This window comes from Streptomyces sp. NPDC020898 (genome assembly GCF_044333925.1).
Classification (GTDB): domain Bacteria; phylum Actinomycetota; class Actinomycetes; order Streptomycetales; family Streptomycetaceae; genus Streptomyces.
In genome coordinates, this window is sequence record NZ_JBIRRV010000010.1 from 165,092 (window position 1) to 179,609 (window position 14,518).

11 protein-coding genes are annotated in these 14,518 nt (G+C 69.6%); 3 read left to right on the forward strand and 8 right to left on the reverse strand.

What is annotated here, in order from left to right:
* Window positions 1-34: 34 nt before the first annotated feature.
* Window positions 35-1,957 (forward strand): glycoside hydrolase family 97 catalytic domain-containing protein, encoded by a 1,923-nt coding sequence (locus ACH4TV_RS29350; protein WP_398403251.1) that lies wholly within the window; start codon window positions 35-37, stop codon window positions 1,955-1,957.
* Window positions 1,958-1,969: 12 nt separating this feature from the next.
* Here ACH4TV_RS29350 and ACH4TV_RS29355 read toward each other — a convergent pair whose 3' ends face one another.
* From ACH4TV_RS29355 to ACH4TV_RS29365, 3 genes are read right to left on the reverse strand one after another with little or no spacing between them, the layout of a single operon-like run.
* Window positions 1,970-2,842 (reverse strand): alpha/beta fold hydrolase, encoded by an 873-nt coding sequence (locus tag ACH4TV_RS29355; protein WP_398403253.1) that lies wholly within the window; start codon window positions 2,840-2,842, stop codon window positions 1,970-1,972.
* A gap of 43 nt (window positions 2,843-2,885) precedes the next feature.
* Window positions 2,886-4,517 carry an L-glutamate gamma-semialdehyde dehydrogenase gene (gene pruA / locus ACH4TV_RS29360; RefSeq protein WP_398403255.1) on the reverse strand — a complete coding sequence of 544 codons (1,632 nt, stop codon included), beginning with the start codon at window positions 4,515-4,517 and terminating at the stop codon, window positions 2,886-2,888.
* Between the two features lie 38 nt (window positions 4,518-4,555).
* Complete coding sequence (locus tag ACH4TV_RS29365; protein ID WP_398403257.1) at window positions 4,556-5,482, reverse strand: proline dehydrogenase family protein; 927 nt, start codon at window positions 5,480-5,482, stop codon at window positions 4,556-4,558.
* A gap of 152 nt (window positions 5,483-5,634) precedes the next feature.
* On the opposite strand from ACH4TV_RS29365, the gene ACH4TV_RS29370 reads away from it, so the two are divergent.
* A complete protein-coding gene (locus ACH4TV_RS29370; RefSeq protein ID WP_398403259.1) occupies window positions 5,635-6,813 on the forward strand; it encodes a PucR family transcriptional regulator in 1,179 nt (392 codons plus the stop codon).
* Here the strand turns inward: ACH4TV_RS29370 and ACH4TV_RS29375 are convergent.
* Window positions 6,810-7,391: a TetR/AcrR family transcriptional regulator gene (locus ACH4TV_RS29375; RefSeq protein WP_398403261.1), complete on the reverse strand. Its 582-nt coding sequence runs from the start codon at window positions 7,389-7,391 to the stop codon at window positions 6,810-6,812. The genes ACH4TV_RS29370 and ACH4TV_RS29375 overlap by 4 nt on opposite strands.
* Window positions 7,392-7,492: 101 nt before the next feature.
* On the opposite strand from ACH4TV_RS29375, the gene ACH4TV_RS29380 reads away from it, so the two are divergent.
* Window positions 7,493-9,004, forward strand: coding sequence for an MFS transporter (locus ACH4TV_RS29380; protein ID WP_398403263.1), 1,512 nt, complete (start codon window positions 7,493-7,495; stop codon window positions 9,002-9,004).
* A gap of 107 nt (window positions 9,005-9,111) precedes the next feature.
* Here ACH4TV_RS29380 and serA read toward each other — a convergent pair whose 3' ends face one another.
* The 4 genes from serA to ACH4TV_RS29400 form a co-directional block, all read right to left on the reverse strand.
* A complete protein-coding gene (gene serA / locus ACH4TV_RS29385; protein WP_398403265.1) occupies window positions 9,112-10,701 on the reverse strand; it encodes a phosphoglycerate dehydrogenase in 1,590 nt (529 codons plus the stop codon).
* Window positions 10,702-10,951: 250 nt separating this feature from the next.
* On the reverse strand, window positions 10,952-11,950 hold the full coding sequence (gene ilvC, locus ACH4TV_RS29390; RefSeq protein ID WP_398403267.1) for a ketol-acid reductoisomerase: 999 nt from the start codon (window positions 11,948-11,950) through the stop codon (window positions 10,952-10,954).
* A gap of 128 nt (window positions 11,951-12,078) precedes the next feature.
* Window positions 12,079-12,606 carry an acetolactate synthase small subunit gene (gene ilvN / locus ACH4TV_RS29395; protein ID WP_318323570.1) on the reverse strand — a complete coding sequence of 176 codons (528 nt, stop codon included), beginning with the start codon at window positions 12,604-12,606 and terminating at the stop codon, window positions 12,079-12,081.
* Between the two features lie 20 nt (window positions 12,607-12,626).
* The gene (locus tag ACH4TV_RS29400; RefSeq protein ID WP_398403269.1) at window positions 12,627-14,474 is read right to left on the reverse strand and encodes an acetolactate synthase large subunit; all 1,848 of its coding nucleotides are present in this window, start codon (window positions 14,472-14,474) and stop codon (window positions 12,627-12,629) included.
* Window positions 14,475-14,518 lie beyond the last annotated feature (44 nt).

The window sequence follows — 14,518 nt, forward strand, 5'->3', positions numbered from 1 at the left end:
CCACATTCCCACCCACCAGCCTCACAGTCATCGGATGACTGAACGGCTGAAGGGGTACTTCATGTCGATCGCGCTGACACTCTGCTCTGCCTTACTCGCCACCGCGGTGACGGCTCTTCCGGCAGGAGCGCCTACCGGGACGGCGGCGTCCTGGGAGGTGAAGGCCCCGCCCGGCTCCTCCCCCACGGCCGTCGTCGCGCTCGACCCGGCCGACGGCCACCCGACCCTCACGGTGAGACGCGCCGGCGAAGAGGTCCTCGCCCCTTCTCCCCTGGGCCTGGTCACCGAACAGGCCGACTTCTCCAAGGGATTGGAGTTGACGGGCCGCACCACCAGGACCGTCAGCGAGCACTACACGGCCACAACAGGCAAGTCCCGCAAGCGAGTTGCCCGGATGACCGAGTCCCGCTTCCGCTTCCGCACAGCCGAGGGCGCCCGCCTCGACCTGCTGGTCCGGGTGGCCGGCGACGGCGTCGCCTACCGCTACGTCCTGCCGCGCACCACCGGAAACGTCCTGCGCGAGACCTCCGCCTTCACCCTCCCCACGGACACCCAGGCCGTCATCAACGCCTACCGCGCCGACAACGAACTCCCCTTCAAACGCTACGAGTCGGCGGCGACGGCCCCGGCGGGCGCGTACTCGATGCAGGCCCTCTTCAACACCCCCGGCGGCTATGCGCTGATCGCCGAGTCGGACCTCAACGGCACTTACTCGGGCGCCCACTTGACGCACGAGGCGGGCTCACCGACGTACAAGGTGAGCCTCTGGAACGACGAACCGGTCGAGACGACAGGCCCGTTGACGACCCCCTGGCGCACGATCGTCACCGGCGACCTGGCCACCGTGACAGAGTCGACCCTCGTGGACGACCTCGCCGCGCCCTCCAAGGTCCGGGACACGTCCTGGATCGCGCCGGGCCCGGCCCTGTGGACCTGGCTCGCGGGCGGCAAGGAGGCCGGGCAGAGCCTGGCGGCGCAGAAGAAGTACGTCGACTACGCGGCCGCGCGGAAGTGGCCGTACGAGGTCGTCGACGCGGGCTGGTACTACAAGCCCGGGGAGTGGGACGTCATCGACCCGGAGTGGCAGACGAACAGCTGGATGCCGGAACTCGTGCGGTACGCGGCGGCGAAGGGCGTCGGCATCCAGGTCTGGCTGCACTACACCCTCCTCACCGACCCGGTGGAACGCGAGAAGTGGCTGGGCACGCTGGCGAGTTGGGGCGTCAAGGGCGTGAAGATCGACTTCATGGACTCGGAGTCGCAGGACCGGATGCGCTGGTACGACGAGGCCCTGGAGTCGACAGCCCGCCACCACCTCCTCGTCAACTTCCATGGCTCGACGATCCCGAAGGGCATGCAGCGCACCTGGCCGCAGGTCATGACGATGGAGGGCGTGGGCGGCGAGGAGAAGCGCAACAACACCGCCGAGCAGCTGGCCGCGCTCCCCTTCACCCGTAACGTGATCGGCTCGATGGACTTCACCCCGGCCGCCTTCCACCGCCCGTTCCGCCCCAACGTCGCTTCCGACGCGGGTGAGTTGGGCCTGACGGTGCTCTACGAGTCGGGCATCCAGAATCTCGCCGGCACTCCGGAGTCGTACGACGCCCGTCCCGAGGCCCGCCGTTATCTGGAGCAGCTGCCCGAGCGCTGGGAGGAGACACGGCTGCTGACCGGTGACCCGGGCCGGGCCGCCGTACTCGCCCGACGGGCCGCGGACGGACGGTGGTTCATCGGCGGCACGTTCGCGGGCCCGGCGCACACAGCGGACGTACCGCTGCGGCTCGGTGCCGGGCGCTGGCTGGTGGAGACGGTGACGGACGGCCCGTCGGGTGCCCTGGTCCGGGAGGGGCATGTCGTGAGCGGCGGCGCCACCCTCGCCGTACCGGTGGTCGCGGACGGCGGCTTCGCCGCGCTGGCCTGCCGCTGGCACCCGGGCCGTACGACCTGCGAGAACTGACGACGCGGCCGCTCACCACACCGTCGCGACCGCCTGCCGGAAGCCCGCCGGATCCTCGACCCAGGGGAGATGCCCGGCTTCCGGCAGGACCACCCTCCGTACGCGCGGCAGGGCCCGTTCCAGGGAGTCCACCGCTGTGCGGGGGCGGATGTCGGCCACCCCGTCGACGATGACCACGGGGAGGTCGAGCGCCCGGCAGCGGTCGTACAGGTCGGGTGTGCCCCAGATCCGCTTCCGCTCGGCGTTGAAGGCCTGGTTGCAGCCGAAGTTGACGCCGAACCAGGGATCGGCCATGCGCCCCGCATGCTCCAACGCCCGCTCACGCTCTTCGAATTCGACCGACCACTGGAGTACGGCACTCTCGCGCGCCTCCGCCTCGGACAGTTGCGGCCGACGGTCCGTCAACTCGCTCCAGCGGGCGTGGAGTTCGGGCGACTCGGCAAGTCGGGTGCGGAAGTTGTGCAGGTAGGCGGCGTGCCAGTCGGCGTCCGGGCCTATTCCCGTGCCGCTCACATAGACCAGGGCCCGGACCCGCTCCGGATGGGCCAGCGCGTAGCTCAGGGCGAGTTGCGCACCCCAGGAGTGTCCGAGCAGTGTCATGCGCTCCAGGCCGAAGTGCCCCCGTACGGCGTCGAGATCGGCGACGGCCCGCTCACTCGTCCACGGCCCGTCGCGCGGGTCCGAGCGTCCGCAGCCGCGCTGGTCCCAGCGGACCACCGAGGCCAGGTCCCCGAGGAGTCCGGCGACATCCTCGAACATGTCCCACAGTCCGGGCCCGCCGTGGCACAGCACCAGCGGTTCCTCGCCCCGACCCGACCGGTGGGCCCACAACCCGGCCCCGTCGTCGGCCGTCACGGTCTCCGTCTCGCTCCGCGTCCAGGTCATGGGCCGAGTCTGCCCGGCCCCTGACCTGACACGCGAAGGAGTTTCAGCCCATGTGCGGGTACGTGTAGTCGGTCGGCGCGACCAGGGTCTCCTTGATGGCGCGGGTCAGGGTCCAGCGCATCAGGTTCTGCGGGGCGCCGGCCTTGTCGTTCGTGCCGGACGCGCGTCCCCCGCCGAACGGCTGCTGCCCGACGACCGCGCCGGTCGACTTGTCGTTGATGTAGAAGTTGCCGGCCGCGTAGCGCAGCTTCTCCATCGTGTACGCGGCTGCCGCACGGTCGCCCGAGACGACCGCGCCGGTGAGGGCGTAGTCGGACACGGACTCCATCTGGGCCAGCATCGCGTCGTACTCGGCATCCTCGTAGACATGCACGGCGAGAAACGGGCCGAAGTACTCAGTGGTGAACACCTCGTTGGCCGGGTCCGTGCACTCCACGACCGTCGGACGGACGAACCAGCCCACCGAGTCGTCGTACGAGCCGCCCGCCACGATCGTGCACGTCGGGTCGGCCTTCGCGCGGTCGACGGCGGCCTTGTTCTTGGCGAACGCCCGCTCGTCGATGACGGCGCCGACGAAGTTGGCGAGGTCGGTGACGTCACCCATGGTCAAGTAGTCGACCTCGGCGGCGAACTCCTCACGGAAGCCGTCGTTCCAGATCGACGCGGGGATGTAGGCGCGGGAGGTCGCGCTGCACTTCTGCCCCTGGTACTCGAAGGCGCCACGGGTGAGCGCCGTCTTCAACACGGCCCGGTCGGCGCTCGGGTGGGCGACGACGAAGTCCTTGCCGCCGGTCTCGCCGACGAGACGCGGATACGAGCGGTACTTCTCGATGTTCGCACCGACCGTCTTCCACAGGTACTGGAAGGTCTTGGTCGACCCCGTGAAGTGGATCCCGGCCAGGTCCCGGTGTTCCAGGGCCACCTTGGACACCTCGATGCCGTCACCGGTGACGAGGTTGATGACGCCCTTGGGCAGCCCGGCCTCCTCCAGCAACTGCATGAGGAGTACGGCGGCGTGGGTCTGCGTCGGCGACGGCTTCCACACCACCACGTTGCCCATGAGCGCGGGCGCGGTCGGCAGATTGCCCGCGATCGCCGTGAAGTTGAAGGGGGTGATCGCGTAGACGAAGCCTTCGAGGGGGCGGTGGTCGAGACGGTTCCAGACACCCGGGGAGTTGGCGGGCGGCTGCTCGGCGAGGAGGTCGCGGGCGTACTTGACGTTGAAGCGCCAGAAATCGACCAGTTCGCAGGGACAGTCGATCTCGGCCTGCTGGGCGGTCTTCGACTGGCCGAGCATGGTGGAGGCGGCGAGGGTCTCGCGCCAGGGGCCGGCCAGCAGTTCGGCGGCGCGCAGGATGATCGCGGCCCGGTCGTCGAACGCCATCGCGCGCCAGGCGGGCGCGGCGGCGAGGGCCGCGTCGACCGCGTCCTGGGCGTCCTGCCGCGTGGCGTTGGCGTACGTGCCGAGGCGGGCCTTGTGGTTGTGCGGCTGGACGACGTCGACACGATCGCCGCCGCCCATCCGCCGCTCGCCGCCGATGGTCATCGGCAGGTCGACGGGGTTCTCGGCCAGCTCCTTCAACTTGCCTTCGAGCCGGGCTCGTTCGGGCGAGCCGGGAGCGTAGCCGTGCACCGGCTCGTTGACGGGGGTGGGGACCTGGGTGACGGCGTCCATGGTGTCCGTAACTCCTTAACTGAGCGGGGTGGTTGGCCTCAGCCCTTGGTGAGGACCGAACGTCCGAAGAACAGAAGGTTGGCGGGGCGCTCGGCCAGCCGCCGCATGAAGTACCCGTACCAGTCCGTGCCGTAGGCGGTGTAGACGCGCATCCGGTGGCCCTCGGCGGCGAGCCGCAGATGCTCGTCGCTGCGGATCCCGTAGAGCATCTGGAACTCGTACTCGTCGGGCTTGCGGCTCGCGCGCCGGGCGAGTTCCTGGGCGATCGAGATGAGGCGCGGGTCGTGGGAGCCGATCATCGGGTACCCCTCGCCCTCCATCAGGATGCGGAGGATCCGGACGTACGCCTTGTCGGTCTCGGACTTCTGCTGGTGGGCGACATCGGCGGGCTCGTTGTACGCGCCCTTCACCAGCCGTACGCGGCTGCCGCTGTCGGCGAGGCGGCGGGCGTCGGCCTCGGTGCGGTGCAGGTAGGCCTGGATCACGCAGCCGGTCTGCGGGAAGTCCTTCCGGAGTTCCTCGTGGATGGCGAACATCGAGTCGAGGGTGGTGTGGTCCTCCGCGTCGAGCGTGACCGTCGTCCCGATCGCATCGGCCGCCTCGACGACGGGCCGGATGTTGGCGAGGGCCAGCTCGTGGCCGCCCTCCAGCGCCTGCCCGAACAGCGACAGCTTGACGGACATCTCGGCGCGGGTGCCCAGTTCCAGTTCGCCGAGCCGCTCGGCCAGCTCCAGATAGGCGTCCCGGGCTGCGGCGGCCTGCGCGGGGGTGGTGATGTCCTCGCCGACCACGTCGAGGGTGACTTCCAGGCCCCGGTCGGTGAGGTCCTGGACGATCGGGACGACGTCGTCGACCGTCTCGCCGGGGATGAAGCGGTCGACGACCGGCCTGGTCACCGGGGCGGCCGAGATCAGTCGGCGCATCCGGTCGCTGCGCGAGGCGGCGAGAATCACGGGTCCCAGCACGGGGCACCTCCACAAAAGGCCGGTAAACGGAGAACCACCGTGAAACCTAAGGATCCCTCCGATCGTGAGCCATCGACAGCTGTCACGCATCCGTGCCCCAGATCTCATACAGATGTCTGAAGGCGGTGCGGGAATGCGCAAGAATTGCCCGGATGAGCCAGTCGACCGGCGACCACCACAGCGACTACCAGGAACTGGTGGACGACATCTCGGAGCTTCTCGGCGCCCCCGCGACGCTGGAGAACCGCGACTTCGAGCTGCTCGCCTTCGGTACGTACGACAGCGAGGGTGAGCTGGACGCGTCCGCCCTGGACCCGGTCCGGGCGCGCTCGATCCTCACCCGGCGCTCGACACCGACGGTCCGCTCGTGGTTCGAGGGCTTCGGCATCACGCGGGCGACCGGTCCCGTCCGCATCCCGCCGACACCGGCGGCCGGGGTGTACCGGGGGCGGATCTGTCTCCCCGTACGCCATCGGGGTGTCGTGCTCGGTTACGTCTGGCTGCTGGACGACGATCCGGGGCCCTCGGCGGAGCAGCTGACGGCGGCCATGGAGGTGACGGACCGGATCGGCGCCCTGCTGGCGGACGAGGCGCAGGCGGGGGCCGACCTGACCCGCGAGTTCCGCGCCGTCCTGACCGCCGAGCGCGGCTGGCAGCGGGACATGGCGGTGGCGGCGCTGCGTACGGCCCTGGGGGCTCGCGGCGAGGGCCCGCACGCGGTGGTGTGCGTGGCGCCCTGGCCGTCGGCGGACCCGGACGACGCCCCGTCGGCCCGTACGGTGCCGCACGCGACGGCGGTGTGCACGGTGCCGTGGGGCACGGCGGCCCAGAGCCTGGCACTGCTGGTCCGGCTGCGCGCGACGGACGTGCACGCCCCGGCGCTGACGGCGGCGGCCCGGCTCCTGAAGGAGACCGAGGGTGCGGTCGCGGCCGGCGTCGGCGCCCCCCGCACCGGCCTCGCCGAGCTGTCCGCCGCCTGGCAGGAGGCCTCGGCGGCGACCCGCGCGGCCCTGGCACAGCCGCACCTCGGCCCGGTCGCGGAGTGGGGCGCGATCGGCCCGTACCGCCTCCTCACGGCGCTCCCCCGGGACACGGCCCAGGACCCCGCCGTACGCACCCTGCTCTCCCCCGCCCACCACGAGCTGGCGCGCACCGCCGAGATCTACCTCGACCGGGCCGGCCAGGCGGGCCGCACCGCGGCGGAGCTGGGCATCCACCGCCAGACGCTGTACTACCGCCTGTCCCGGGTGGAGCAGCTGACGGGTCTGGACCTGGACGACGGGGAGGACCGCCTCCTGCTGCACATGGCGCTGAAGCGTGCGCGACTCTAGAGCGCCGCTGCCCCGATGACCCGCCGCAGCCCCTCGGTGAGCTGATCCGCGGTCGGTGCCGTTGCCGGATCGAAGACGTACTGGCAGATGAGCCCGGTCATCAGGGTGTTGTAGAACTGGCCTACTGAGTCGACGTCCGCCTCCGGCACGTCCTCCTCGCGCCCTCCGAGGAACAGCGGGATGATGCCGCGCCCCGCCTCGCGCTGAGCCTGCGCCAAGTGGTCGCGGACGGTGGGCAGCTGGTCCCCCATGGCCACGATCTCCACACTCAGGCGCCACAACGAACCGGGCTCCCGCATGGTCTGGATGATGTTCGCCCAGACCTCCTCGAACCGGTCGAGCGAGCCGGCCTCGGTGTCGCCGCCCGTCCCCACGGCGGGGGTGAAGTCGTCGGAGAGCCCCTCCACCAGGGAGACGTACGCCTCCGCGAGGAGCTTGTCCTTGGAACCGTAGTGGTAGCCGATCGACGCCAGATTGGTCCCCGACTCCTTGACGATGTCGCGCGCGGTCGTACGCACGAAGCCCTTCTCCAGCAGGCAGCGCTTGGCGCCTTCGAGTAGATCCTCACGGTGTCCCATGGCGTCAGCGTATTACACAGGTGTCCCATACGAACGTTCAAGACAATCGTTCTATACAAGCGTTCTAGACGATCGTCTAATACGTGTGTACATTCGCGGTCATGACGAACTCCCCTGGAACGACAACAAGTTCACGTCCGGCCACGCCCCGCGCGGGCCGCCGCGAATGGACCGCGCTGGGCGTACTGATGCTGCCGCTGCTGCTGGTCTCGATGGACGTCTCCGTCCTCTACTTCGCGGTCCCCGCGATCAGCGCGGACCTGGAACCGACCGGCACCCAGCAGCTGTGGATCTTCGACATCTACGCCTTCGTGCTGGCCGGCCTGCTGATGACGATGGGCTCGCTCGGCGACCGCATCGGACGCCGCAGGCTCCTGCTCATCGGCGCCGCCGCCTTCGGCGCGGGGTCGCTGCTGGCCGCGTACGCGAACAGCGCCGAGACCCTGATCGCCGCCCGCGCGGTCCTCGGCATCGGCGGCGCGACCCTGATGCCGTCGACGATGGCCCTGATCCGCACGATGTTCCGCGACCCCGGGCAGCGCGCCAAGGCGATCGGCCTGTGGTCCGGTGTGATGACCGGCGGCATCGCCCTCGGGTCGGTGATGAGCGGACTGCTGGTCGAGTACTTCTGGTGGGGCTCGGTCTTCCTGGTCAACCTGCCCGCGATGGCGTTGCTGCTGGTCCTGGGCCCGATCCTGCTCCCCGAGTCGAAGGACCCGGCCCCGGGCCGCTTCGACCTCCTCAGCGTCCCCCTGTCGATGGCGGCGGTCCTCCCCGTGATCTACGGCCTCAAGGAGATCCCGTCGGAGGGCTGGCACACCGAGTACGTCCTCTGCGTCACCGTCGGCCTGTTCTTCGCGTACCTCTTCGTCCAGCGCCAGCGCACGACGGCCTCGCCCCTCATCTCCCCCGCGCTGTTCCGGGGACGCGGCTTCGGCCCGGCGGTCTCGCTGAACCTGATCTCCGCGTTCGCGATGATGGGGTCGGCGTACTTCACCACGCAGTACCTCCAGTCGGTGCTCGGCAAGAGCTCCCTGGAGGCCGCGCTGTGGGGCCTGGTGCCGACGGTCCTGGTCGGCGTCGCCGCTCCGGTCGCCGCCACCCTGGTCCAGCGGGGCGTGCCGCGCGCCCAGGTCGTCGCCGGCGGCTTCGTCACGGCGGCCTGCGGATACGGGCTGCTGGCCCTGGTGGGCACCGACTCACTGTGGCTGGTACTGGCCGGCGCGGGCGTCCTCGCGGCCGGCATCGTCACCGTGATGTCCCAGATGATGGACCTGGGCCTGAGCACCGCCCCGGTCGACCGGGCGGGCACCGCCTCCTCCCTGCTGGAGACCGGCGCCGAGTTCGGCGGCGCGCTCGGCATGGCCGTACTGGGCTCGATCGGTACGGCGGTCTACCGCCACGGCATCCCGGCCTCGGCCCCGCCCGCAGCCCACGAGACCCTGGGCGGCGCCCTGGCTGTGGCCCACCAGCTCCCGGCGCGCACGGGAGACGCGCTGGTCACGGCGGCCCGGGAGGCGTACGCCCATGGGATGCAGGCGGCCGCGGTCGCCGGGGTGGTGGTGCTGCTGGGGGCAGCGGTGCTGGCGGTGCGCGTCAAGGAGGTGAACTGAAAACGCCGGACGGGGAGAGAAACCTCAGCCCGTCCGGCGATCGGGGACCAGGCCCGTTCAGGGCCGTGGCCGGGGTCTGGGGGCGGCAGCCCCCAGGTGACGGTCACCTACACAAGGTTGACCGATCGGGCGGACGTCGCCCCGATCTCCTCGGAGACCTCCGTCAGCACACCGGGGGCCACCGTGTCGTCGACGGTGAGCACGGCCAGCGCCTCGCCACCGGCCACCGACCGGGAGACCTGCATCCCGGCGATGTTGATCCCGGCCTCACCGAAGATCCGGCCGACGGTGCCGACGACACCGGGCCGGTCCGCGTACCGGAAGACGACCATGTGGTCGGCGAGCGCGAGGTCGACGTCGTAGTCGCCGACCGCGACGATCTTCTGGTGGTGCTTGGGACCGGCGAGCGTGCCGGAGACCGACACCTCCTCGCCGCTGCTGAGCGTGCCGCGCACGGTGACGACGTTGCGGTGGTCGGCCGACTCCGAGCTGGTCGTCAGCCGTACCTCGACGCCGCGCTCCTGGGCGAACAGCGGGGCGTTGACGTACGACACGGTCTCGTCGACAACGTCCTCGAACACGCCCTTCAGAGCGGAGAGTTCGAGCACCTTGACGTCGTGCTGGGTGATCTCGCCGTACACCTCGACGTCGAGGCGGACCGCGACCTCGCCCGCGAGCGCGGTGAAGATGCGGCCGAGCTTCTCGGCGAGCGGCAGGCCCGGCTTGACGTCCTCGGCGATGACGCCGCCCTGGACGTTCACCGCGTCGGGCACGAGTTCACCGGCGAGGGCGAGACGCACCGAGCGGGCGACGGCGATGCCGGCCTTCTCCTGCGCCTCGTCCGTGGACGCGCCGAGGTGCGGGGTGCACACGACCTGGTCCAGCTCGAACAGCGGGGAGTCCGTGCAGGGCTCCTTCGCGTACACGTCGAGGCCGGCGCCGGCGACGCGGCCCTCCTTGAGCGCCGAGTACAGCGCCTCCTCGTCGACGATCCCGCCACGCGCGGCGTTCACGATCCGGACGCTCGGCTTGACCTTGTGCAGCGCCTCGTCACCGATGAGACCGAGGGTCTCGGGCGTCTTCGGCAGGTGCACGGTGATGAAGTCGGAGACCTCGAGGAGCTCGTCCAGGGACAGCACCTTGACGCCCATCTGCGCGGCTCGCGCGGGCTGGACGTACGGGTCGTACGCGACGACCTTCATCCCGAACGCCGACATGCGCTGCGCGACGAGCGCGCCGATACGGCCGAGGCCGACGACACCGAGGGTCTTCTCGGCCAGCTCGACGCCCGTGTACTTGCTGCGCTTCCACTCGTGGTTCTTGAGAGCGGTGTTGGCCTGCGGAATGTGGCGCGCGGTGGCCAGCAGCAGACCGCAGGCCAGTTCGGCGGCGGTGACGATGTTCGAGGTGGGGGCGTTGACGACCATCACGCCGGCCTTGGTGGCGGCGGACACGTCCACGTTGTCGAGGCCGACGCCGGCTCGTGCGACGACCTTCAGCTTGCGGGCGGCGGCGACCGCCTCCGCGTCGACCTTGGTGGCCGAGCGGATCAGAATCGCGTCGACGTCCGCGATGGCGGGGAGCAGTTCGGCTCGGTCCGCTCCGTTGCAGTGCCGGATCTCGAAGTCCGGGCCGAGTGCGTCGACGGTCGCGGGCGACAGCTCTTCAGCGATGAGTACGACAGGTTTCGAGCTCACGTGAGTCCTCACATATCCAATGCGGACGGCCGTCCCGACGGCCGCATGCGGTGGAGGGGTGCTAGCCGCGTGGAAGACGCACGACACTGTGGGCCTGACGCGTATTAGTACGGCAGTCTAGTGGCGCGGCGAAGATCGGCTTGCGCCCCTGCGGAAGGATCACTCATCCGTGGCTGGCGCCACGGACAAGGCCCCGTCCATGGTTCGGCAATGGGGCCACAGCAAGCGCCGTGGCCCCATCCGTGAAGACCTACGCCTCGTCGTTGACCCACGACATGAGCTTGCGCAGCTCCTTGCCCGTGGTCTCCAGCAGGTGCTCGGAGTCCGCGGTCTTGTACTCGTTGTACTTCTTCAGACCACCGTGGTACTCGGCCATCCACTCGCGCGCGAAGGTGCCGTCCTGGATCTCGGCGAGGACCTTCTTCATCTCGGCCTTGGTGGCGTCCGTGATGATCCGCGGGCCGGTGACGTAGTCGCCCCACTCGGCGGTCTCGGAGACCGACCAGCGCATCTTCTCCAGGCCGCCCTCGTACATGAGGTCGACGATCAGCTTCAGCTCGTGCATGCACTCGAAGTACGCGATCTCCGGCTGGTAGCCGGCCTCGGTCAGCGTCTCGAAGCCTGCCTTGACCAGCGCGGCCGTACCACCGCAGAGAACAGCCTGCTCACCGAACAGGTCGGTCTCGGTCTCCTCGGTGAACGTCGTCTTGATGACGCCGGCGCGGGTGCCACCGATGCCCTTGGCGTACGACAGGGCCAGCGCGAAGGCGTTGCCGGTCGCGTCCTGCTCGACGGCCGCGATACACGGAACGCCGCGGCCCTCCTCGTACTGGCGGCGCACGAGGTGACCCGGGCCCTTGGGGGCGACCATGCAGACGTCGATGCCGGCCGGGGGCTTGATGAAGTCGAAGCGGATGTTCAGGCCGTGGCCGAAGAACAGCGCGTCGCCCTGGTTGAGGTTGTCCTTGATGGACTCCTCGTAGACCTGGGCCTGGATCGGGTCCGGAACGAGGATCATGATGACGTCGGCCTCGGTGGCCGCCTCGGCGGGGGTCACCACGCGCAGGCCCTGCTCCTCGGCCTTCGCCTTGGACTTGGAGCCCTCGTGCAGACCGACACGGACGTCGACACCCGAGTCGCGGAGCGACAGCGCGTGGGCGTGGCCCTGGCTGCCGTAACCGATGACCGCGACCTTGCGGCCCTGGATGATGGACAGGTCGGCGTCGGCGTCGTAGAACAGCTCGGCCACTTTGGGTTCTCTCCTTGAGTGCAGGTGTTGCGTCCCACCGTATGACGGCGAGAGGAAATGAAGTCTCGGGGTCTCGCGATACGGGCGGCCGACGGCTGACGGCCGCCCGTATCCCTACGGGGCAATGCTCAGGCAGAACGGTCCAGCGCGCGCAGCGACCGGTCCGTGATCGAGCGCGCGCCGCGCCCGATCGCGATCGTGCCGGACTGCACCAGCTCCTTGATGCCGTACGGCTCCAGCATCTTGAGCATCGCCGACAGCTTGTCGCTGCTGCCGGTGGCCTCGATGGTGACGGCCTCCGGAGAGACGTCGACCGTCTTGGCGCGGAACAGCTGGACGATCTCGACGATCTGGGAGCGCGTCTCGTTGTCGGCACGCACCTTCACCAGAACGAGTTCGCGCTGAACGGCCGAGCCGGCCTCCAGCTCGACGATCTTCAGCACGTTGACGAGCTTGTTGAGCTGCTTGGTCACCTGTTCGAGGGGGAGTGCCTCGATCACGTTGACCACGATCGTGATGCGGGAGATCTCCGGGTGCTCGGTGACGCCGACGGCGAGCGAGTCGATGTTGAAGCCGCGCCGGGAGAACAGGGCGGTGATCCTGGCGAGGACACCGGGCTTGTTCTCGACGAGGACGGAGAGGGTGTGCTTACTCATGGCTTTGACAAGGCTCTCTCTTAGTCGTCTTCGTTGTCGCCGAAGTCGGGGCGGACGTCCCGGGCGGCCATGATCTCGTCGTTGGAGGTGCCGGCGGCGACCATCGGCCACACCATGGCGTCCTCGTGGACGATGAAGTCGACCACGACGGGGCGGTCGTTGATCGAGTTCGCCTCCTCGATGACCTTGTCGAGGTCGTCGGGGGACTCGCAGCGGATCGCGTAGCAGCCCATCGCCTCGGACAGCTTGACGAAGTCCGGCACGCGCGTGCCCTTGGCGTCCGGATTGACGTCGGAGGGGCCCGAGTGCAGCACGGTGTTGGAGTACCGCTGGTTGTAGAACAGGGTCTGCCACTGGCGGACCATCCCGAGGGCGCCGTTGTTGATGATGGCGACCTTGATCGGGATGTTGTTGAGCGCGCAGGTGGTGAGTTCCTGGTTGGTCATCTGGAAGCAGCCGTCACCGTCGACCGCCCAGACCGTACGGTCCGGCTGACCCGCCTTGGCACCCATCGCGGCCGGAACCGCGTACCCCATCGTTCCGGCGCCGCCGGAGTTCAGCCAGGTCGCGGGCTTCTCGTACTGGATGTAGTGCGCGGCCCACATCTGGTGCTGGCCGACGCCCGCCGTGAAGATCGTGCCCTCGGGGGCGAGCTGTCCGATGCGCTCGATGACCTGCTGCGGGGAGAGCGAGCCGTTGTCGGGCTGCTCGTAACCCAGCGGGTAGGTCTCGCGCCAGCGGTTGAGGTCCTTCCACCAGGCGGTGTAGTCGCCGGTCTGGCCCTCGCTGTGTTCCTTCTGCACCGCCTGGACCAGGTCGGCGATGACCTCGCGGGCGTCCCCGACGATCGGGACGTCGGCGGCGCGGTTCTTGCCGATCTCCGCCGGGTCGATGTCGGCGTGGACGATCTTGGCGTGCGGGGCGAAGCTGGACAGCTTGCCGGTGACACGGTCGTCGAAGCGGGCTCCGAGGGCGACGATCAGGTCGGCCTTCTGCAGCGCGGTGACGGCGGTGACCGCACCGTGCATGCCCGGCATTCCCACGTGCAGCGGGTGGCTGTCGGGGAATGCGCCGAGCGCCATCAGGGTGGTGGTGACGGGCGCTCCGGTGAGCTCGGCGAGAACCTTGAGCTCGGCGGTGGCGTGTGCCTTGATGACACCGCCGCCGACGTACAGGACCGGCCGCTTGGCGGCGGTGATCAGCTTCGCGGCCTCGCGGATCTGCTTGGCGTGCGGCTTGGTCACCGGGCGGTAGCCCGGCAGGTCGGTGACCGGCGGCCACTGGAAGACGGTCTGGGCCTGGAGGATGTCCTTGGGGATGTCGACCAGAACCGGGCCCGGGCGGCCGGTGGAGGCGATGTGGAACGCCTCCGCGATGGCCCGGGGGATGTCCTCCGCCTTGGTGACCAGGAAGCTGTGCTTGGTGATCGGCATGGTGATGCCGACGATGTCCGCCTCCTGGAAGGCGTCCGTACCGATCGCCTTGGACACGACCTGCCCGGTGATCGCCACGAGCGGCACCGAGTCCATGTGCGCGTCGGCGATCGGGGTCACCAGGTTGGTGGCACCGGGTCCGCTGGTCGCCATGCACACGCCGACCTTGCCGGTGGCCTGCGCGTAACCGGTGGCCGCGTGTCCCGCGCCCTGCTCGTGGCGGACCAGCACATGACGCACCCGCGTGGAGTCCATCATCGGGTCGTACGCCGGCAGGATGGTGCCCCCGGGAATGCCGAATACCGTCTCGGCCCCGACCTCCTCAAGCGAGCGGATGAGGGACTTCGCACCCGTGACGTACTCGGGGGCGGACTGCTGTCCTCCGGAACGGGGCCGCGGCTGCGGGTGATGGGCCCCGGTGGCCTGCTCGGTCATCGGCATTCTCTTCTCGATGCTGAGGGTTTTTGCGAGGTTTGTGC